The sequence below is a fragment of the Alteromonas sp. OM2203 genome, assembly GCF_048517045.1.
GTDB classification, from domain to species: Bacteria; Pseudomonadota; Gammaproteobacteria; order Enterobacterales; family Alteromonadaceae; genus Alteromonas; species Alteromonas gracilis.
The window spans coordinates 3,986,520-4,007,980 of the sequence record NZ_CP183209.1; the positions used below are offsets into that span (position 1 = coordinate 3,986,520).

The window sequence follows — 21,461 nt, forward strand, 5'->3', positions numbered from 1 at the left end:
CCAAGGTTCTTTGAGAATCTCAAGTATAGCAAGACAAAAAGGAAGTATGAATGGGAGGATCACCTAAATGACAATTAAAACTTTAGGTACGACTTTTTAAACATTCATTAAAAGCTAAGTTCTATTCCCGTCAAAATGAACGGCGTTTTGACGGGAATGGTCTTTTCTGACTATCGGCTTTTAAAACTCATAGTAAAGACGCACACCTGCAATGCGCGGCATGCCGCGAACAAAAGTAGGAATACCTAAACCACCACCTGTGTTGCCCGCATCAATCAAGAACTCTTTATCAAACAGATTATTTACGTAGAACTCGTAAGCGAACTTGCTGTTGTCTTGAAGCAGTTTCACCGACACATCAGTGAGTGAGTAGGTATCTTGAGAAAGACCCGGGTAATTACTGCTTTCAAAAAATACTTCAGACTGGAAGCTGGTTAGCCAGTTAACATCAATATCAAAATTGTTCATGTTGAACACTTTATTGATATTTATCGCGCCGCTAACTTCTGGTGCTAAGCGGAACTTGTTGCCGCCGTACTGAAATGGCGAGCCATCGGCAGTGTCATTGGCAAACTCTGCATCTAGAAAACCAAGGCTTGCTGTTAATGTCAGCGTTTCGCTGTAATTGTAAGTAGCCATACCTTCGATACCCGACATGGTAGAGTCACCAACCGTCACGGTGATAGATTGAAGAGTTTCTGCATCGGTGAAGCTTTGCTGATAGTCGCTATATTCGTAGGTGAAAATGGCGCCAGAGAACATGAAGTTGGCGCTTTGATATTTAACACCTACGTCGTAGCTATCAACTATTTCTGCTTTGGTAACGTTAACACCACCTGCGTTAGTATCGACAACCGGTGAACGACGACCTTTGGCGTAGTTCGCATATACGTTCCAGTTGTTATTAACGTCATAGCTTACGGCAAAGCGCGGTAGGGTATCGTCGAAGTCACGCTCCGCGTCAAAAGTAAAAGCACCATCTGCGGTAGTAAAGGTATTGCGTGTATAGCGGGTTTCATCGATATAGCGCACGCCCGCTGTCACATTAATGCTATCTGTAACAAAGTACGACACTTCAGCAACGTAAGACGCAATATCTAACTCGGCTTCAAATATGAAGGGCCCTTGAATGAAAATAGGCGGCAGCGCAGGGTTGGAAATAGGAGAACCGTCGGCATTAAATAGCTGTGACACTAACATAGCGCGCAGTGCTTCAATGTCTCCTAGCGACGCGTCGGTGGCAATATTTTGATTAAGTGGAATGTTTGAACTGGCCTCAAGCTGTGCTTTTACGGCATCAAACGTACCACGAACAAACGGGTCTACCATTACATAGAATGGCAAAATCGAATCGTCTTGGGTGATAGACGCGCCAACGAATGCTGCAAGTTTATCACCAGAATCATACACTAAGCGCATTGACGCACCTTGAAGCGTAGCGTCGTTATCAAAGTAGGCGTCTTGAATACGCAAAGCTGAACCATCAGCGTCGAAACCTTCGCTTACTTCTACATCTTTATAGTAGGCGTCGGCATGCAAGCTAAGCATTTGGTTAAAGTCGTAGTTTAAAGTCAGATCGTAAGCTTGAAGCGTGCGTTCAATTCCCAATTCACCACCCAAACTAAATTCTGCCGAACTAAACGGACTTGTGTCACCGCCATTCGGAGCAATAGACCCGGATTTAAATGCAATACCCGGCTGGTCGTTATATTCCATTGCAGCACGAGCGATAATTTCTAGCTGATCATAGTTCGCACGCCACGTTGCGCGCAACGCCTGGACTGATACACCCTGTAAATCTTCGCTATTGCACGGCACTTCTTCGCCAAGATGATTGTACATATTGGCGTTACCGTAATAAGAGTCGGCGCTACATGCATTGTTTTCTACAATGCCGTCCATCTCACGATAAAGACCCGCTATACGAAAACTGTGGTTGTCGTTAATCGGCTGGTTATACATAAACTCGAGTTCTTGGCCTTGCTCAGAGTTGTAGCCAACCTGTACTTTACCTTCTTGCTCAAAGGTAGGAAGATTAGAGTGGATGCTTACCGCACCGTTTGCTGCTGCCACACCAAAAAGTGTTGGCTGAGGGCCTTTGAGTACTTCAACGCGAGCAATATCGTAAAGTGCAACACTCGCTACCGTTTTCTTACTGATATCAAAGCCGTCTTGATATACGGAAATACGAGGGGTTGCCGATACTGAAGATACATCGTCGGTCACTCCGCGAATGTTGAACGACGGTAGACTTACTGCTTGCTCTTGAATTTGGACATTCGGCAAAATACGAGAAAGCTCATCAAGCTCCATAATATTGGTACGCTCTAAGAACTCGCTACCAATGACATCCATAGTTACTGGCACATCCATAACAGACTGCTCACGCATTTGCGCAGTAACGGTAATTTCTTCTATGTAGTCTTTTTCGTTGGCGCTATTTGGCGTATTTTCCTGAGCAGTTGCAGCTGTAGATAGCGCAAAAGCAATTGTTGTGGCTAGCAGAGAGCGAGAATAAACCGTTCGTAGGTACAGGGGGTGCATCAAATGATTCCTTTAGTGTGCTTATTAAGTGTTTTGTATGTTTATAAGAATTTCGCCAACAAATTGACGACACTACTTATTATTTGTGAATACAGAAGCACAAGAATCTAGAGCTCGTTTGAGACGGTTCGATGAACCATACATGACAAGTTGGAGGCAATTTTATGACAGCTACCGCTTGTCTCGTCCTATACCAAAATTCAGTTGTTACACGGTAGCGGGTTATATAACTTTTGTTGAATTAATGCGCAACAAAAGTTATCATTTATGACAACTCAATTGGAATTATAATGGATTGGAAAGTCGAGTTTTATAAGGACGTAAATAAGCAAATATTGACTATGCCACCAGGAATACTGGCGCGCTTCATAAGATTACTCGAACTTATGGAAAAACATGGCCCGAATTTAGGTGCTCCGCATACTCAGTCTTTAAGTCACGGATTATTCGAATTGAGAGCGAAAGCAAAAGAAGGGATTGGCAGGGGAATATTTTGTTATGACAACGGGCGAAAAGTACACATTTTATATGCTTTCGTAAAAAAGTCTCAAAAAACACCAAAAGAAATACTGCGAATAGCTAAACTGAGGATGAAAGAGGTGACCTCGCTATGACTTTACAAAATCTAAAACAAGAAGCATTTAAAAATCCAGAAGTAAAAAAAGAGTACGAGCGCTTAGAAAGTGAGTTCTCGCTTATCGAGCACTTGTTAACCATGAGAAAAGAAGCGGGGCTCACTCAAGAAGAGCTTGCAGAAAAATTGCGAACGCACAAGAGTAATATTAGCCGCTTAGAAAAAGGAAATAGTAACCCTAGTTGGACAACCTTACGTAAATATGCAGATGCCTGTGGCTTTGAGCTTTCACTTATTCACTATAAAAAAGAGCAACACACTATTCGCTAATTTTTATTTGCTGATGCTCTTTATTTGCATACATTAATAACCTGAACCAAAAAATAGACAAGAATAAGCACTTACAGTGAACAACAAAAGCCCTATTCATAAAAGAACAAAATAAGTACACTCTTCCCCTGTAGGACAGAAATAACTTTTAACTAAAAAGCGAAATGGAGACTGCGATGAAAAAACTAATGATGGCTACTGCTATTGGCGCTGCAACCTTATTAAGCGCATGTAGTGCTGAGCACGGCACTACGCAATGTACTACTGCACCAGAATCTGAATGGCAAAATCAAGATGCATTTCAGGCTCAGTTGCTAGCACAAGGCTATAAAATTAATGAGTTCAAAGTGACAGACGGCAGCTGCTACGAAATCTATGGCTTCGATAAAGAAGAAAATAAAGTTGAAATTTACTTCAACCCTGTTGATGGCAGCATTGTTAAAAAAGAAATGCACTAAGTTCGTGTTAGCAAACGGCATATGGGTCGCTTGCTTTATAACTTGATAAAAGCGCTGCAAACTATTGCAGCGTTTTTGTTTTAACTTAAGAAGAGCTCGTGATGAGTAAAGCTAAAGACACGCCTTCAGATATTTATGTTTGGGATAGGATTGTGCGCGTATGCCACTGGGGTATTGTCGCAGCCTTTCTCACCAATTACTTTATTGTAGAGCCCGGCCGGCTTTATCATGAAATAGCGGGTTATGTTGCCTTAGCACTTATATTGTCGCGTGTTGCGTGGGGGTTTTACTCGAGCAAATCTAATTCTTATAAAAATGAAAGTGCATCATACGCTAGTTTTTCGAATATATCGCTAGATAAGCAAACCTTCTTAGACCATGTCGGTCACTTAAGACATAGGCAAATTCCGACTAGCCATGGTCACAACCCTTTCGGCTGGCTTATGGTATTTGCTGTCATAGCTCTTATGCTTGGATTGAGTATTACCGGGTTTATGATGGAAGAGATTGATGCCATGTTCGGCAACAGTACGCTGGAATGGGTACACAGTATTATGGCCGATGTACTTTACTTCTGTGTACTAGTGCACATTCCGGCAGTATTTTTAGTGCAATACATAGGCAAAGTTCAGCTCATACGCCCTATGCTTACCGGGTGGCGAAAGCGTTAGGTTATTGGCTTACCCAAATTCTGTTGAACTTGCTATCCACACCCACGCAACAGGATGAACAACGCAAGGCGTTAAAAGAAAGAGCAACCGTTCAAGCCACTGGGAATGAAGCCTCTACAGATGTTGTTTAACTGTCCATCGGACGCTTAGCTTGGCGCACAGCTTTAGGGTGCATTAGCTTTTCCAGTCGAGCTAAGTAAGACGCGATTTGTTGATGCTGTTTTTTATCGCTCGTCACCGAGTTATAAAGCCAGTGGTAGGCATCTTCATAGTCGTAAGGGCTACCGAAGCCTTCCAAGAATAATTCAACTAACCTAATCTGCGCTTTTAAGTTTTTGAGCGCAGCGGCTTCACGTAAATACACGACGGCGCGGGACTTATCTTGCTGAACCAACGTGCCATTTGCGTAATAACGTCCAAGCTGCTCGAGCGCGGCAGGCAAACCTTGGTTAGCAGCGTCTTCCATGTAACCAATGCCTCGCGACGGCGCTGCATCAATGCACACGCCCCACGCTAACATATCACCCCATAAAAACTGGTAGGCGGGGATTTTAAGTACGTCGGCGCGCGCTTCAATGTCTTGTACTAACTGGCACCTATCTTCTACTACTTTATCTAAATGCGTATTGGCATTGATCATATCGATTAACGCGTCTTGGCTGTAGAGCTGAACAGCGCGCAGCTCTTCAATCGTTTCACCTTCTAGCGCACAAGCGGAAAAGCCTGTCGCTGAGGCGCAAATAAATAAAGCGGTCGATAAAAAACGTTTCATAGCAAAAGTGTATCTGATGATTGCAGTGTCTTAGTTAAGTTATCGACTTATTATAGATTATCTTAACTAAGACATGCCTTTCTTTACACAATCTCGTACAAATGACTAGATAATAAGGCTTACATTCCCGTGAAGGCTATTGTAAGGCAGGTTAATTGGCAGTCTAAAAAACCTAGTGACTACTTTTTCTCGGGCACAATGCTGATTGGATGTGACGGGCGTGATCGGCGAGATCGATACCTAAATCGGTGAGATAACCGCCGTCGGGCTGAGTAATCAACCCTTTTGAGTACAGTCTAGACGCTGCGTTTACCATTGTTTGACTAGCGTCGTGATGAATTTTAAGGCCTTGAAGTAAACTGTCTGCAGGGAACTTAAGCAATAAGTTTAATTCGTCTAGCATATCCTGATCGAATGAGCTCATGTAACCACCTTAGGCAAAAGATAGGCCTGCTTGTCTACAGTGTAGTCGTCTCATACACGTTGGATTGACAGAACCTAGATTTGTTAAAATTTTTAACGTTTTCTTATATCACACAGAAATATGGCCTCTGTAAAGGTTAATTTGTCTGTAAAAGGTTTAATCACAGATTAGCAGCGCTTACTGATCGGACTTTATCGCTAAATAGTATATTCTTGCCATAAATTACATTCGTGGATACACCTGCACTGATGAAATACAAAGATTTACGAGACTTTATTCGCCAATTAGAAGCCAAAGGCGAACTAGTACGCATTACCCAGCCCATAGACACCGACTTAGAAATGACGGAAATTGCAGACCGTACCTTGCGCGCTGGCGGCCCTGCTCTGTTATTTGAAAACCCCAAAAACCATGATATGCCGGTTCTTGCCAATCTTTTTGGTACACCAGAGCGCGTGGCGATGGGCATGGGGCAAGACTCTGTAGAAGCATTGCGCGAAGTAGGCAAATTACTCGCCTACTTGAAAGAGCCTGAGCCGCCAAAAGGGCTTAAGGACCTATGGGAAAAGCTTCCGGTATTTAAGCAGGTACTGAACATGCCTGCCAAGGTACTAAAAAAAGCACCTTGTCAGGAGGTGATATTAACGGGTGATGACGTAGATCTATCTAAAATTCCTGTACAGCGCTGTTGGCCAGGTGACGCAGCGCCTCTCGTTACTTGGGGTTTAAGTGTAACTAAAGGCCCCCATAAAAAGCGTCAGAACTTGGGTATTTATCGTCAGCAGGTTATCGGTAAAAACAAACTTATTATGCGCTGGTTGTCGCACCGTGGTGGCGCACTCGATTTTCGTGAATGGTGCCAAACACACCCCGGGGAGCCCTACCCTGTATCCGTAGCACTTGGCGCAGATCCAGCTACCATATTAGGGGCAGTTACCCCCGTTCCAGATACACTTTCTGAATACGCCTTTGCTGGCTTGCTTCGCGGAGATAAAACCGAAGTGGTTAAGTCTATCAGTAACGATTTGCAAGTACCTGCCAGCGCAGAAATTGTGCTTGAAGGCTATATAGCACAAGATGAGACTGCGCCTGAGGGCCCTTACGGCGACCACACCGGTTATTACAATGAAGTGGATGACTTCCCGGTGTTTACTGTTACCCACATTACGCACCGTAAAAATCCTATCTATCACTCAACCTATACTGGTCGTCCGCCCGATGAGCCCGCCATTTTAGGTGTCGCGTTAAACGAAGTATTCGTGCCCATCTTACAAAAACAGTTTCCTGAGATAGTAGACTTCTACTTACCACCTGAAGGCTGCTCTTATCGCATGGCGGTGGTAACGATGAAGAAACAGTACCCTGGACATGCGAAACGAGTGATGATGGGCGTATGGTCGTTTTTAAGACAGTTTATGTACACTAAATTTGTGATAGTGTGCGATGACGACGTAAATGCGCGTGATTGGAACGACGTTATTTGGGCAATTACTACCCGCATGGACCCAGCCCGCGATACGGTCATGATAGAAAACACGCCCATAGATTATTTAGATTTTGCATCACCCGTTTCAGGCCTCGGCTCAAAAATGGGAATGGATGCTACCAATAAAATGCCTGGCGAAACTGACCGGGAATGGGGTGTCCCCATCGTGATGGATGAAGACGTTAAAAAACGCGTAGATGATATTTGGGATAGTCTTGGTATTATGTAGTCACTACGTTTAAGCCAATTCATTTAAATGCAAACGAGCGGTTTTTTAATATCCCATATTAAGGCGTTACGCTAAGCAAGAAGGTTAGAAGAGAATACATGTCAGAGATTAAATGCAAGGTTGCAAGCATCACGCCTTTAACAGAAGTGGTACAAAAAGTTGAGTTAACGCCTGAAAGTGCAGTTGAATTCAAAGCAGGCCAATACGCTATGGTAGTAATGGGCGAGAAAGATATGCGCCCTTTCTCTATTGCCAATGCCGCATTTGATAATAGCCGTATCGAGCTACACATTGGTGCCGAGCCGGGCAACAGCTATGCAGGTGAAGTGCTTGAACGCATGCGCGCAGAAGGTGAAATTGTTGTGAATGTGGGTAACGGTAACGCCTTTTTGCAAAGCAACGGCTTGCCAATAGTGTTAATTGCGGGTGGTACCGGTTTCTCGTATACCTACTCAATTTTACAAGAGCACCTGAAAAATGGCGACAAGACCCCGGTTACGCTTTACTGGGGCGGGAAGCATGCCGCAGATTTATATTTAGCTGAAGAGCTTAACGCATTAGCCGATGCGAACGACCACTTTACTTTTGTTCCCGTTGTTGAATTTGCTTGCGACGAGTGGAAAGGCAGAACGGGTTGGGTGCATCATGCAGTGATGGCTGACCACGCTGACTTCTCGAACGTTCAAGTATACGTTGCCGGTCGATTTGAAATGGCAAAAGTTGTACGCGATGATTTTACTCAGCGCGGTTTGAAAGTAGAGAATCTGTTTGGTGACGCGTTTGCGTTTATCTAAACACTAACGCAGTCTCATATCCTACAAGCCGGCAGACGCCGGCTTTTTATTGTCTATTTGAACCCGTTTTAATCACCGAATTATTCGAACTTAACGTTCATCTTTTATTACTTGCGATAACCAACCATTACACACGTTTACTCTAATTGTACGTTTCTACCGTATTCGTTATGGTGAAAAGATAAACACTGGAGAAAACAATGATAAAAAAACTGTCCGCACTAACTAAAATAAGACCAACAACCAGCCGAATAGTATCAGTTATGTTGTTGAGTACTGCCGCCTCTTTTGTCGCCAATGCAGAAACCGAACAGCAACAAGCGCTTTACGATATAGCCAAAAACGTTTCTGCCGAAAACATTGAGAAAGACATTACTACTCTGGTCAACTTTGGCACTCGTCACACTCTTTCTGAAACCGAGTCTGATACTCGTGGCATAGGCGCGGCACGGCGTTGGATAAAGTCTGAGTTTGACAAGATTTCGGCTGAATGTGGTGGCTGCTTAGAGGTGTACTATCAGTCTGAAGTGATTAGCGGAGAGAAGCGTATTCCCGACCCAGTAGAGGTTGTTAGCGTAATCGCCATTCAACGTGGCACCACAGATCCTAATCGGTACGTGATCATGTCTGGCGATATCGACTCACGGGTGTCAGATGTGATGGATTTCGCCTCGGACTCACCGGGCGCTAACGATAATGCTTCGGGTGTAGCTGGAACACTTGAAGCTGCACGGGTTTTATCAAAATATAAGTTCAACGGCAGCATTGTTTATGCAGCACTATCTGGCGAAGAGCAAGGGCTTTTCGGCGGGCGTATTATGGCAAACCAAGCCAAAAAAGACGGCTGGCGAATTAAAGCGGTCTTAAATAATGACATGATTGGCAACATTGAAGGGGTTAACGGTGTAATTAACAACACCACCGCGCGTTTGTTTGCTGAAGGGACGCGAGTAACTGAGACGGAAAAAGAAGCACGTATGCGTCGTTTCACAGGGGGTGAAGTTGACTCGCCAAGTCGCAACCTTGCCCGCTATATTGATAACATTGCTGACAAGTACATTGAGAATTTAGACACCATGGTGATTTATCGCTTAGACCGCTTTGGTCGTGGTGGTCATCACCGCCCATTTAATGACTTGGGGTATCCGGGCATTCGCATTATGGAAACCAACGAAAACTACACCCGCCAGCACCAAGACCTTCGCGTTGAAGATGGCATTGCCTATGGCGATACCTTAGATGGCGTTAATTTTGATTACGCAGCGAAGCTTACCGGATTAAATGCGGTTTCCCTTGCAGCAATGGCATGGGCCCCTAACCCACCAGCTAATGTAGAGATTGCGGGCGCTGTGCAGCCTTCAACTACGCTTAAGTGGGATGCTCTGGATGCGAAGCAAAACCCTCAGCTCAAAGGTTACAAGGTGTATTGGCGTCATACTGACGCTCCGCAATGGGAATTCAGTAAATACGTGGGTAACGTTACTGAAGCGGTACTTGAGAACGTGGTTATCGACAACTACTTCTTCGGAGTTGCCAGCGTTAATAAAGATGGCGTGGAAAGCGTAGTGGTCTACCCGGGTCCCGCAGGTAGCTTCGGCGAGTAAACCAATAGTATCAACCCCTTACTCATTACGTTAGGGGTTGGGCGACGTTTAAAACAGTAAACGCTCCTTATCAAATTAAAAATCACACTTATCAAGTTAGCGACACAATATGCAATATATTGATGTCGCTTACATTTTGTTAATTTTGCGAATGGTGAGTTTATTGGAATTAAACCGCTAACTGCATTAGAGTGTAGAAAATGCATGGTTGCAGTACGGAGTCCACTTTTGGCAAGATGTAACGCTTTCCCGCTTTCCTTTTTCACTCGTCGCGCTTTATTCTTGAGCGTAAGCCTTGTACTTTACTGCTGCAATATTTTGCAACTTCACGCTGCGCCCACAACTCTTGGCGCCTCATCCTTCGAGACTTACATCAGCGATGACGGCGAGCCCGCTCGTATTAATAACTTACTGAAAAAAGTGTTTGAAAAAGCTGAGTTAGACGTCGAGCTTCGCGTGATGCGCGATGCTTTTTTGGGAAGTTCTGTTTTAACGGGGAAATTAGATGGCGAATTTGCTTACGTTAACTTAGGGGAAGATAGTAGCCACTTACTTTTGTCTGATGTCTACCTGCCCGCCTACTTATATGCCGTAAGTAAAAACGCCGAGGTAGAGAACGTAAGGCTATTTCCCCACCTCAAAGATAATCGCGTTGCCATTGAAAATCGCTTTGCCAATACCCCCATGTTCAGAACACTCAAAGAGATAAAATGGTCGCGAAACCCTAGTACGTTTGATGCATTTCGTCAGCTTGCAGATGATCGAGCGCCATTCCTGCTAACCACAGAACTGCTCGCTCGAGAACTTAATATTCTGTTGGCAAATGATAACGAAGAAACATTGCATTATTCGGCAAAACCGCTGGCACAAACTGGTTTTCAGCTCGCAGTTAGGAAAGAGCTTGCTGACGCAAAAAGCATGATCGAACGATTTAATGAAACGGTGTCTTCCATGCAGAGTAATGGGGAGTTCAACGCTCCTCTCTCATTGCCTTGGTTAACGAAAGATGTTGACGGCGATGGTACTGCTGACTTTATCGGTCATACTGATATAACACGTTCATCTGATAGCCTGGCTACTTCATACTCCCTCGACGGGAAGCCTACATCGAAAAACAGTAAGTTCTTCATTGATGGCAAGGCTTACGAATCATTGGAACAAGCGCAGGCATCACTGGTACAAGACGAAACACCTTCGATCAGAGCGTCTTTGTTAGACAAGACGACTTATCAACGCCTGCTTCAACGCTGGTAGCGGTGTCTACTCGCGGTAACCATGAGCAATCTTTAAGACGCCCTGTTAGGCGCTAATCTTTGCGCGTCATTCTTACGCGCTTGCGTTAATGCGTTTATGCGTTAGTTACCGTACTCAATGTACTGCGCTAACAAGAACTCGTTAGCGCAGCGTTTACGCTTTAACTTGCTAATGAGCAGATTCTGGCAAATACATTTCCAAAATAGTCAGTAACTCTTCACCATCGACCGGTTTAGAAACATAGTTATTAAAGCCTGCTTTAAGGGCTTTCACCCTGTCTGATGTATAAGCGTAAGCCGTTAACGCAACTGCATTGAGCTTGGCAATTTCTGGAACTTCGCTGGCGCGAATTTTAGTAACTAAACCTAACCCATCCATCTCAGGCATGCCAATATCTGACAGCAACAGGTCGAATGCTTCTGGCATATCGTTTAACTCTTTCCATGCCAATAAACCATTTTTCGCCACGTTGACGCGAGCACCATTTGATTCCAAAAAGAGTTTAATGAAGTCTCTTGCGTCTTGTTCGTCTTCCGCTACTAATATGCGCAAGCCGTCGAGTCGCAGAGACTCGGTCAAATCACTAATTTCCGTGTTTTTGGTCTCGATAATATCATCGTGCAGGCTAAGCGGCGCAATGGGCATGGAAACAAAAAATGTGGTGCCTGAATTTAGCCCATCACTTTCAGCGTATATCTCGCCACCATGCATTTCCACAAGGCTTTTCACAATAGACAGCCCTAATCCAAGACCGTGTTTATTATGCTCGTTTTTACCTTGATAAAAGCGTTCAAATACTCTGGCTACTTGTTCTTGTGTCATTCCCTTTCCATTGTCTTTCACACGGAACAAATAGTTAGAATGTTCTCGTTTGCCGCGAACATGTACTGTGCCGCCTTTAGACGTGAACTTGAGGGCGTTGCTTAACAGGTTATTAATAACCTGCTTTATCCGTAAATTATCACCTAATATTTGGGTGTATTCGTCTTCGCAATTTATGGAGAGTTTAATATTCTTGCTTGCAAACCCAGCCTCAAAAGACTTTGCCACTTCTGAAATCGACGAGGCAATATTCAACGAATGGATACTGAGTTTCATAGTGCCTGAAATGATGCGTGATAGGTCTAGGATGTCATTTATCAATGCCGCCTGAGTTGACGCAGCACGTTTTATAACACCTAAAGCGTCAGTCATTCTTTCAACGTTTTTAACATCCATTAATGCCAAATCGGTCCAGCCAACGATAGAATTGAGCGGCGAACGAAGCTCATGGGATATACTTGCCAAGAATTGATCTTTGGCCTTATCTAGTTCTTCCAACTTACTAATTTGCTTATCTAAAGATGCCTTTAGGCTAAGTGCATAGGGAATAAATAAGTGGTCAAAGCCTTCGATAATTAGCTGGTCGTCTTCTGTCCACTCTACTGACTCGTCAGCAACGCTCTGTAAGTACATATCAAACGAGTTGCGAGGAGTGAGTGATTTGCCAATGTCTTTTTTGGCAGCTTCTTTACCTGCCCAGCGTATGGTTTTGTCTTTAGGCTCTCTGAACCATACGGTGTAATACCCCAACTTTGCCGACACACAAGATATGTACATACCCCGAATGCCGTTTAGGTCGCAGTCTTCAGTGACTTCATTTCCCAGCTTATTAATAGCTATCGACTCTTCCGAATTGGTAACAACCAGCTTGTTAAGTAGCCTGGTTAAGGTTTTTTCAGACGGTGTTCTGCCCACTAAGTATTTATCGATTGGCGTTATAACCGCCATTCCTGATGCATTGGCCACGTCCAAAAGGCCTGCTTCTTTTTGAGTAATGGCCTCTAATGGGTTTGGATAACTTGTTAGCTGATGAATAATATTATTTAGCTTACGCTGACGAGTTTGAAACTGCTCTTTCTTTTCGTGTAGAGCTTTTGTATGCAGTTGCCAGGCATACAAATGACCGAGTGATTCACATACTAATCGCTTTTTCTGATCAATATATTTAGGTTCATTATTGTGGCAAGCCAGCAGACCCCATAACCTACCTTCGAATACAAGGGAAACGGAAAACGAAGAGCGAACCCCCATATTTTTTAAATAGGCAATATGAACCGGAGAAACCGAGCGGACCATCGACATGGACAAATTGACGGGAGGACGGCCCGATTCTGCTATTGGTGGTTGTAAGCCAATTGGCGCCTCTTCTACATCAAATACACAGCGTACTCTATTTTTTAAATACAACTCACGTGCTTGGCTCGGTATATCAGATGCAGGGAACTTTAACCCTTTGAAAGAGCGCGAAGAAGCGGCTTTTGCTTCTCCTATAACTTCTCCGCAATAATCTTTATCAAATTGATAAACCATGACAGAGCTAAAACCAATGTATCTCTTGAACACTTGAGCGATAGCATCAGCAACATCGTTGATTGACTCACAGTCATCCACGTCAGGTAACAAGGTACGTATATCTACGTCCATTGGTACCCACTGTTGGGCGGCTTCGTAACTAAGCTGCGGTGTAGGTTCTAATTCGATGACAAGTAAGCCATTTGAGTCAAATGCTACCCCACTACCTTCTTTTTCCCAACTATCAAGCCAAAGCGCATTTTTGGCAAATTTCCACTGATATGCGCGGCGAGTGTTTCCGCCCTTTACCGTTTCATATATGGTTTGGAAAGTTGGTGCTTCAGCAGAAGGGACGTCTATGAGTTCGGTAATAAGGGTTTGGTTGGGTACAATATCAACCTTAAAAAGATCGTTGATATTTTCACTGACCACCTGAACTTTTTTTGACTCAGGGTCTATTGCCATGACATACCCAAAGCTCTGAACACTTTCGATTAAATGTATAGCCTCATCTTCACAGTTCTGAAGCTGTGTGTTTTTTCTATCTATATTGTGTTGCATTGCCTTGGCCGAGAAATTGGGGAAAGCTAGGTTTCGTAGTAAATATTAAATTCGTGCAACGATAACAAGTTACTTACCAAAGATCATGCGATATCTATTAAAGCCCTCTAATTAATATTCATTAAATTTTCAATTAAAAATAGCTCACAAACCTAAATTACTCTTGTGTTTATTGATTTATCGCAATAAACTTTCAGTAATTTCTGAAACTTCTGGAATATAAAAATGAAGATGACGCCGTTAATTACTTCTGCCGTTATGCATTTTGGCGAAATGGGAAGTCGCTGGGGGTTCAATAGAACCGTAGGGCAAATCCTTGCGCTTATTGTGTTGAATGAAGAACCCATTTCAGCGCAAGAAATCGCCGACGCTCTGAATATCTCCAGAGGCAACACCAGTATGGGTTTAAAAGAGCTTCAGTCTTGGCGCTTAGTAAAACAGCACTTAGTACCAGGGGAGAGAAAAGAGTTCTTTATTCCCGCTGGCGATATCTGGACGCTTGCTAATCGGGTATTTGAAGAGCGTAGAAAGCGGGAAATAGACCCAACTATGAGCTTGCTGCGGGATCTCTTGCTCGACGCACCAGCCAATGAAAAAGAGGCGAACGCTCAACACAAACTGAACGAAATTCACGATTTACTCGAATCAATTACGGCATGGTCACAAGAACTTCAAAATCTTGGACCTGAAAAGCTTAACACTTTAATGAAGTTGGGTTCTGGCGTAGGTCGTATGCTTGAGCTTAAGGATAAGCTACTTCCGGGAAAAAACAGCGTTAACTAAGGGGGCCTTCTGTGGATGCATTCTTGCTGTCTCGTTTACAATTTGCGCTAAATATTAGCTTTCATATCTTATTTCCAACCATCACGATGGCAATGGGATGGTTTTTGTTTTATTTCAAACTGCGCTCAAACACTTCGGGCCATCCTGTATGGATGCGCATGTATCGTTTTTGGGTTCGTGTGTTTGCACTTAGCTTTGCGCTTGGCGTGGTAAGCGGTGTGACAATGTCATTTCAGTTCGGCACCAATTGGCCTGGGTTTATGGAAAAGGTGGGCAATGTCGCCGGGCCGCTTTTAGGTTACGAGGTGCTCACTGCCTTTTTCTTAGAAGCCACTTTCTTAGGTATCATGCTATTTGGCATACGCCGGGTCCCCAACTGGCTGCATACTGCGTCTACCCTCATCGTTGCGCTGGGCACTACAACGTCTGCCTTCTGGATATTGGCACTAAATAGCTGGATGCAAACGCCGCAGGGTTTTGAAGTGGTCGACGGTGTGGTGTATGCAACAAACTGGAAGGAAATTATATTTAACCCTTCTTTCCCTTACCGCTTTGTTCACATGATGTTAGCCTCAGGGCTTACGGCCAGTTTTCTTATAGCCGGGCTCTCAGCGTACCGCATGCTTAAAGGCGACGATAAATTAGCGCCGAAGCTTGCGCTTAAAACCGCCACCTATACGGCAGCAGTGTTAATACCGCTGCAGATATTTGCAGGCGACATGCACGGTTTAAATACCCTTGAACACCAGCCGCAAAAAATAGCGGCTATGGAAGGGCTGTGGGAGACCACCGAAGGTGCGCCTTTGTTACTTTTTGCCATTCCCGATGAGGAAAGTAAAGAAAATCACTTTGAAATTCCTATTCCTTACGGTGCAAGCCTTATTCTAACTCATGAGCTCAAAGGTGAAATCAAAGGGCTAAATGAATTCGAAGGCGAACATCCTCCCGTTGCGCCGGTATTTTACGGATTCAGGGTAATGGTAGGGATGGGCATGCTAATGCTTGCGGTTTCATGGATAGGCAGTCTGTACTTGCTACGTAAAAAAGATTTCCCGTTATGGCTTAAACGTACCTTTGCTGGCATGGCGTTTAGCGGTTGGATAGCCACGCTTGCAGGCTGGTATGTAACCGAAATCGGCAGACAGCCTTATTTGGTGAGCGGCGTACTGAAAACCGCTGACGCCGTTACGCAGTTGCCGCCTGGAAACATAGCACTCTCGTTTACCCTGTACTTGGTTATTTATACGGTACTACTTATAGCTTACATGGGCACATTGATGTTGATGTGCAGAAGAGCTGTTGAAATAGAAGAGATCACAACAGAGGAACGGGAAGTTGCGAAAGCTAAAATGCAGCCTAGCGATCCCGATCCTGCCACGGTTTAAGGAGAGCAAACATGTTTGAAAATGTATCAGCAGAAATGCTCGGCAATATCTACGTGGGGCTACTTGGGTTATCGGTTTTACTTTATGCCATTCTTGATGGCTACGACTTAGGCGTAGGTGTATTGATCCCACCAAGAACAGAAGCGTTTAGAGATGATATGATTGCATCCATAGGACCCTACTGGGATGCAAATGAGACTTGGCTTGTACTTGCAATAGGTCTGTTACTCATTGCTTTTCCTGAAGCCCACAGTGAGTTTTTACAAACCTTGTACTTGCCTGCAACCTTCATGCTGTTAGGGCTTATTCTTCGCGGCGTAGCGTTCGATTTTCGCGCCAAGGTTGTGCAGGTGAAAAAGCGAAAATGGGACTTGGTGTTTAAGTACGGCTCGTTGCTTACCACACTAGCGCAAGGTTATATGTTAGGTATTTACGTAACGGGGCTTCGCACAGATATCTGGGCACAAGCCTTCGCCTTACTTGCAGCATTTGGTGTTACCGCAGCCTATGCGTTTATTGGTTCGTGCTGGCTCATACTTAAAACGGAAGGTGAGCTTCAGCAAAAAGCCTATTACTGGGCGAGAAGAGGTTTGGGAATACTGGCTGTTGGGATTGTCGCAGTAAGTATCGCTAACCTAACCTTACACGATGACGTGCGAGACTTATGGCTGTCTGCACCTTGGGGGTATGTACTTTTCGCCATCCCGGTAACGTGTTTCGCGCTTTTAGCACTTTGTGGTGTGTTGCTTAAGAAACTACCTGACGCGCAAGGTAAAGGCGAATGGCTTCCGTTCTTTATTGCTCTACTCGTATTTTTACTTTGCTTCGCCGCATTCGGCATAAGCTACTATCCGTTTATCATTCCTGGACAGATGACAGTGATGGATGCGCTCAGTGACGCAAACTCTCTACGTTTTTTACTTGTTGGCGTGGTCATTGTTGTGCCCATTATTCTGGCCTACACGGCCATGGTGTATAAGATCTTTTCTGGTAAATCAGAAAAGCTTTCTTACTATTGAGGCCCGTGTATGTCTTAGTAACACACCTCCTTGTTAGTTAAATAAATTAAAGTAATAGTGGGCATCATTGGAAAACAATGGTGTTCACTTTCTTTCCAGCTGTATTATCGATTACATATTTTTTAGCTTCTCTTCACGTATTTTCATTTATTTTCCTCAAATATTTTAGCTAAAAGCGTAAAAACTGATCTTTTTCTTAAACTAAAGTATAAAAATAAATGGTAACTGTTTGATTTAACGAAATCTGTGCAAAGAGCTCGTTCTGCATGGCGTCGTTATTCCTTAACGAAGATAAGTGTTGACATCAAACTGTAACATTACTATATTTTAAGTGGGGCAATTTTTACTAGAAGGAGCCAACTTATGGAAAATGTTTTCCATTCAATCTCACGGTTCTTCAAGCGCGCGCACCCCTACCCTGTAGCTCATTACATCGGCAGAAAGAATGCGCAGCGTATCTTAGGATGTAAAATCAAAAAGAAATCCAAGATATTCGCCGAACAGCACGTTGAAGACCAAAATCATTAATTCATATGGGGCCCGTCAAACCGGCCCCATTTTTTTGCCTTTTAAATGATAACTTAATCCACTATTTCTTTGTATATTCAGCTTTTTCTTTTCTTGTTCTGCTGCTTGTTACTGGCGTTTTAACGATTAAAGATGGCTCAGCGGCACTGCCGTCGTGTACTTTATCTGCTCCATAGCGAAGCTCGATGTGACATCTGAGAACTCTATTCCGTTAACTAGGCGCTTGTAAAAATGGTCGAAGCAATCCATGTCAGTAACCAGTACCTTAAGTAAGTAATCATACTCTCCTGACATGCGATAACATTCTACAACTTCATCAAAAGATGCGGCGTGCTTAGCAAACGAAGCAAGCCACTTTCCATCGTGCCGACCTGCTTTCACTTGCACAAAGACGGTCATGGTAAGGCCGAGCTGCCGAGCTTGTAACAGAGCAACGCGCTTTGAAATAATTCCCTTCTCTTCAAGCTTTTGAATGCGACGCCAGCAGGGCGTTACTGTTAACCCTACTTGATCTGCGATTTCTGCAACAGGCGTTTCTGTATTGTTTTGAAGTAACCTTAAAATGGCTTTATCAATCCCGTCGATGCTTTTACTTTTATCATTACGCATAAAGATATGCTGCTCTTATAAAAAGGATTGATAAGGCTTCGACGTTAACTGGCTTCATATATTTCTCTCATCCCGCGCACTACAGCCACCATGGCTGAGTAAAGTCTACATTTTCTGGTGCAATTTCATATTGAAATGGCGGAGTAAAAACATTCCAAAATGCCTCTTCTAGCGCACTGTCTATTATCTGTAATTGATTATTTTCACGATAGCGGTTGAGCAAGGCCTTATATGCATCAATCGGCATTTGCGGGTTAGACTGACGAAATATCACCTTGCCACCAAACTCGTCGAACAGGACCTTTTCAGTTTGAAACTGCATGACCTGTTTTTCTGCAATCTCTTTAATTGGCTTACTGCTATTTTTCTCAGACATCTGATTGGCAAACTTTTCCATAAATTTAGTAACGAGAGCTTGGTTAAGCTCAATCCCCTTTTTTGCCGCGTAGTCTTCTAAAACCAATTCATAAATTTTTGTCGAAGCATTTACACGAACAACATAATCAAGCATGTCGTTATAATTTTCTTTAGCCTGCTCTTTTATTTCTTTTTGCTCTTTTTCATTAGGCATCGCATCGGTGCGAGTAACGTTTTGACCTAAAACGACAGCTAGTATATTCCCATCACTCTGCTGAACAGGCTCAGGTTGGGACTGTGGTTCTGCGTTAGCAGACTGCGCGGTAAAGACGAAAATTGAAATTAACAGTGAAACTCGCAAGAAAACGATAATTCGCATGGTGCTCTCCATAAAAGAGTAACTTTGAAGAAGTTAGCTAATACGGTGAGTAAAGCATTAAAGCCTATCGAGACGCAATATTTGTGGGCCGTATTTAAGGATTAAGAAGTGGCTTGCTATAAAACGCGTAGTAATTGATTTGAGAATATCAAAGCTGGGGAGAAGAAAAATTTTGGGTGTTGCTGAAAGAAAAACGGCGGTCTAATGACCGCCGTTTTTGAATTCTTAGATAGCTTGCACGTTAGCAGCTTGAAGACCTTTTTGACCTTCTTCAACTTCAAATTCTACTCGCTGACCTTCTGGAAGCGTTTTGTAACCGTCAGAGATAATTGCACGGAAATGAACGAATACGTCCTTGCCGCCATTATCTTGTGTTAGAAAACCGTAACCTTTATCAGCGTTGAACCACTTAACTGTGCCTGTAACTTTAGACATGTCGTATAGACCTCAAATATCATATTAAATTGCGCATAAGCGCGTGTAACTTAGTTTCTTTAAAGTCTTTAAATTGGCGGAGTATTGGGTCTTACTTACGAATGGACAAACAACTTACAACAAATTACAGGGTAACTCGAGCGGTTTTAACATATAGCAAATAATACAAAATCGCGTCTATTTAAAGACATTGGCTAAGAGCCAAGAACACTATAACACTCTTCGGGACGATTACTATACAAATTAATCACTAAACAACGGATTTCATAAATATTTCACCCCAACGTAACAATAACTAGAGCCCTTTACGCCAAGCTAAGAACCAGCAAACTGCGCCTATCAGGCCAGTAAATGCAGGGAAATACCATGATAAACCGTAAGTAGGTAGAATAACGGATGTGAGCACAAAGGTGGCACCCACCACACTTAAATGAGTGGTCTGAGTTGTCTTTTTCTGCTCTTGAAGCAGTGCCAAATGCGCTCTTTGTTGCTGTAAAGGCAGGCGCTTCATCTGCTGCAAACTGTCATAAAGCAGATCAGGCATTTCAGGCAGTTTTTCTGACCAAAACGGCAAGTTATCTTTTACTTTACCCATCATCGCTGTGAAGCCAATTTGCTCTTTCATCCAGTTTTCGAGGAACGGTTTCGCTGTTTTCCATAAATCGAGCTGAGGATAAAGCTGTCGACCCAACCCTTCGATATAGAGCAAGGTTTTTTGCAGCAGCACAAGCTGGGGTTGCACAACCATATTGAAACGACGCGCTGTATTAAATAGCTGTAACAGTACGTTGCCGAAAGAAATTTCAGCAAGGGGCTTTTGAAAGATAGGCTCGCACACTGTGCGAATGGCCATTTCAAACTCATCGATGTTGGTATCTTGCGGCACCCAGCCTGAATCAGCATGAAGCTGCGCGACTTTGCGGTAGTCGCGATTGAAGAACGCTATAAAGTTTTCAGCTAGGTAACGTTTATCTTCGCGATTAAGGGTTCCCACAATGCCAAAATCAATAGCAATATATTTTGGGTTTTCAGGGTGTTCCGTAGATACGAATATGTTGCCCGGGTGCATGTCAGCATGGAAAAAACTGTCGCGAAAAACTTGGGTAAAGAATACTTCTACACCTCGCTCTGCCAATTTTTTCATGTTGGTATTTTGTGTGAGCAGGGCGTCGATATTTGAAATAGGCAGGCCGTAAATACGTTCCATTACAAGCACGTTACTGCGGCAATAGTCGCTGTAAATTTTCGGCACATACAGCGCATCAGAACCTTCGAAATTGCGCCCTAGCTGAATACCATTTGCTGATTCTCGCAGCAAATCGAGTTCATCAACTATCGTTTTGCGGTATTCCACAACCACTTCTACCGGGCGTAACCGTTTACCGTCGGGGAGCCAGCGCTGCAATACATTAGCTAGGCTAAACAATAGCTCCATGTCGGCTACTATGGTATCGCGTATATCTGGTCGTAGTACTTTAACCACAACGTCTTCGTTGTTGTGCTTGAGCTTAGCCGCATGAACTTGAGCGATAGAGGCGGACGCTAACGGTTTTGTTTCAAACTCGCTAAATAAGTCGCTTAAATCAGAAAGCCCCAATGCCTGCTTAATAATCTCTTGTGCCGCATCTGATGAAAACGGCGGCACTTTGTCTTGTAAACGTGCCAGTTCATTTGCAATGGCCGGAGGAAGCAGGTCACGGCGGGTAGACATCATTTGACCGAACTTTATAAATACTGGGCCAAGGTTTTGAAGAGCAAGAGTGATACGCTCTCCGGCAGATTTTCCTTTATGCTTATTTCTCACCCAAAAAATAGTATGGCGCATTGCTCGCGCGTACCAGGGTAACCACTTCGCTGGAATCAACTCGTCTAAACCGTGTTCCAACAGTACCTTGTTAATTCGGTAAAACCTAACAATACGCATCTATGAG

19 protein-coding genes are annotated in these 21,461 nt (G+C 43.7%); 11 read left to right on the forward strand and 8 right to left on the reverse strand.

Features of this window, described 5'->3' with window-relative positions:
- Positions 1-180 precede the first annotated feature (180 nt).
- Complete coding sequence (locus ACM0P2_RS17510; protein ID WP_159119271.1) at positions 181-2,544, reverse strand: TonB-dependent receptor; 2,364 nt, start codon at positions 2,542-2,544, stop codon at positions 181-183.
- Between the two features lie 290 nt (positions 2,545-2,834).
- Between ACM0P2_RS17510 and ACM0P2_RS17515 the strand changes: the two genes are divergently transcribed.
- The 4 genes from ACM0P2_RS17515 to ACM0P2_RS17530 all read left to right on the forward strand — a co-directional run bounded on the left by ACM0P2_RS17515 (position 2,835) and on the right by ACM0P2_RS17530 (position 4,577).
- A complete protein-coding gene (locus ACM0P2_RS17515; RefSeq protein WP_159119272.1) occupies positions 2,835-3,158 on the forward strand; it encodes a type II toxin-antitoxin system RelE/ParE family toxin in 324 nt (107 codons plus the stop codon).
- The gene (locus ACM0P2_RS17520) at positions 3,155-3,448 is read left to right on the forward strand and encodes a helix-turn-helix domain-containing protein (RefSeq protein ID WP_105932230.1); all 294 of its coding nucleotides are present in this window, start codon (positions 3,155-3,157) and stop codon (positions 3,446-3,448) included. The genes ACM0P2_RS17515 and ACM0P2_RS17520 overlap by 4 nt, the downstream gene beginning before the upstream one ends.
- 176 nt (positions 3,449-3,624) lie before the next feature.
- Positions 3,625-3,906 (forward strand): PepSY domain-containing protein, encoded by a 282-nt coding sequence (locus ACM0P2_RS17525; RefSeq protein WP_120963344.1) that lies wholly within the window; start codon positions 3,625-3,627, stop codon positions 3,904-3,906.
- Positions 3,907-4,007: 101 nt separating this feature from the next.
- Positions 4,008-4,577, forward strand: a complete 570-nt coding sequence (locus ACM0P2_RS17530; protein ID WP_159119273.1) for a cytochrome b/b6 domain-containing protein — start codon at positions 4,008-4,010, stop codon at positions 4,575-4,577.
- 127 nt (positions 4,578-4,704) lie between these two features.
- Here ACM0P2_RS17530 and ACM0P2_RS17535 read toward each other — a convergent pair whose 3' ends face one another.
- Both ACM0P2_RS17535 and ACM0P2_RS17540 read right to left on the reverse strand, forming a co-directional pair.
- Positions 4,705-5,349, reverse strand: a complete 645-nt coding sequence (locus ACM0P2_RS17535) for a tetratricopeptide repeat protein (protein WP_159119274.1) — start codon at positions 5,347-5,349, stop codon at positions 4,705-4,707.
- Between the two features lie 172 nt (positions 5,350-5,521).
- Positions 5,522-5,773: a TIGR02647 family protein gene (locus ACM0P2_RS17540; RefSeq protein WP_120963341.1), complete on the reverse strand. Its 252-nt coding sequence runs from the start codon at positions 5,771-5,773 to the stop codon at positions 5,522-5,524.
- A gap of 248 nt (positions 5,774-6,021) precedes the next feature.
- Between ACM0P2_RS17540 and ubiD the strand changes: the two genes are divergently transcribed.
- From ubiD to ACM0P2_RS17560, 4 genes are all read left to right on the forward strand, one after another.
- Positions 6,022-7,488 carry a 4-hydroxy-3-polyprenylbenzoate decarboxylase gene (gene ubiD / locus ACM0P2_RS17545; protein WP_159119275.1) on the forward strand — a complete coding sequence of 489 codons (1,467 nt, stop codon included), beginning with the start codon at positions 6,022-6,024 and terminating at the stop codon, positions 7,486-7,488.
- A gap of 98 nt (positions 7,489-7,586) precedes the next feature.
- A complete protein-coding gene (gene fre / locus ACM0P2_RS17550; RefSeq protein WP_159119276.1) occupies positions 7,587-8,282 on the forward strand; it encodes an NAD(P)H-flavin reductase in 696 nt (231 codons plus the stop codon).
- 263 nt (positions 8,283-8,545) lie between these two features.
- Positions 8,546-9,886, forward strand: coding sequence for a M28 family metallopeptidase (locus tag ACM0P2_RS17555; RefSeq protein WP_236547134.1), 1,341 nt, complete (start codon positions 8,546-8,548; stop codon positions 9,884-9,886).
- Positions 9,887-10,114: 228 nt separating this feature from the next.
- A complete protein-coding gene (locus ACM0P2_RS17560; RefSeq protein WP_159119278.1) occupies positions 10,115-11,140 on the forward strand; it encodes a substrate-binding periplasmic protein in 1,026 nt (341 codons plus the stop codon).
- 168 nt (positions 11,141-11,308) lie between these two features.
- Here ACM0P2_RS17560 and ACM0P2_RS17565 read toward each other — a convergent pair whose 3' ends face one another.
- Positions 11,309-14,035 (reverse strand): ATP-binding protein, encoded by a 2,727-nt coding sequence (locus ACM0P2_RS17565; RefSeq protein ID WP_159119279.1) that lies wholly within the window; start codon positions 14,033-14,035, stop codon positions 11,309-11,311.
- A 225-nt stretch (positions 14,036-14,260) separates the two neighbouring features.
- Between ACM0P2_RS17565 and ACM0P2_RS17570 the strand changes: the two genes are divergently transcribed.
- Genes ACM0P2_RS17570 through ACM0P2_RS17580 form a run of 3 tightly spaced genes read left to right on the forward strand, consistent with a single transcriptional unit; the run spans position 14,261 to position 17,222 of the window.
- A complete protein-coding gene (locus ACM0P2_RS17570) occupies positions 14,261-14,818 on the forward strand; it encodes a GbsR/MarR family transcriptional regulator (RefSeq protein WP_120963335.1) in 558 nt (185 codons plus the stop codon).
- Between the two features lie 11 nt (positions 14,819-14,829).
- Positions 14,830-16,203, forward strand: coding sequence for a cytochrome ubiquinol oxidase subunit I (locus tag ACM0P2_RS17575; protein ID WP_419226919.1), 1,374 nt, complete (start codon positions 14,830-14,832; stop codon positions 16,201-16,203).
- Positions 16,204-16,214: 11 nt separating this feature from the next.
- Positions 16,215-17,222: a cytochrome d ubiquinol oxidase subunit II gene (locus ACM0P2_RS17580; protein ID WP_159119281.1), complete on the forward strand. Its 1,008-nt coding sequence runs from the start codon at positions 16,215-16,217 to the stop codon at positions 17,220-17,222.
- A gap of 654 nt (positions 17,223-17,876) precedes the next feature.
- Here the strand turns inward: ACM0P2_RS17580 and ACM0P2_RS17585 are convergent.
- From ACM0P2_RS17585 to ubiB, 4 genes are all read right to left on the reverse strand, one after another.
- Positions 17,877-18,359 (reverse strand): Lrp/AsnC family transcriptional regulator, encoded by a 483-nt coding sequence (locus ACM0P2_RS17585; protein WP_105932218.1) that lies wholly within the window; start codon positions 18,357-18,359, stop codon positions 17,877-17,879.
- A gap of 79 nt (positions 18,360-18,438) precedes the next feature.
- Positions 18,439-19,095, reverse strand: a complete 657-nt coding sequence (locus ACM0P2_RS17590; RefSeq protein WP_419226920.1) for a hypothetical protein — start codon at positions 19,093-19,095, stop codon at positions 18,439-18,441.
- A 225-nt stretch (positions 19,096-19,320) separates the two neighbouring features.
- Positions 19,321-19,530 carry a cold-shock protein gene (locus tag ACM0P2_RS17595; RefSeq protein WP_012519905.1) on the reverse strand — a complete coding sequence of 70 codons (210 nt, stop codon included), beginning with the start codon at positions 19,528-19,530 and terminating at the stop codon, positions 19,321-19,323.
- Between the two features lie 295 nt (positions 19,531-19,825).
- Entirely contained in the window at positions 19,826-21,454 is a 1,629-nt protein-coding gene (gene ubiB / locus ACM0P2_RS17600) for a ubiquinone biosynthesis regulatory protein kinase UbiB (RefSeq protein WP_173360643.1), read from the reverse strand.
- Positions 21,455-21,461: the final 7 nt, after the last annotated feature.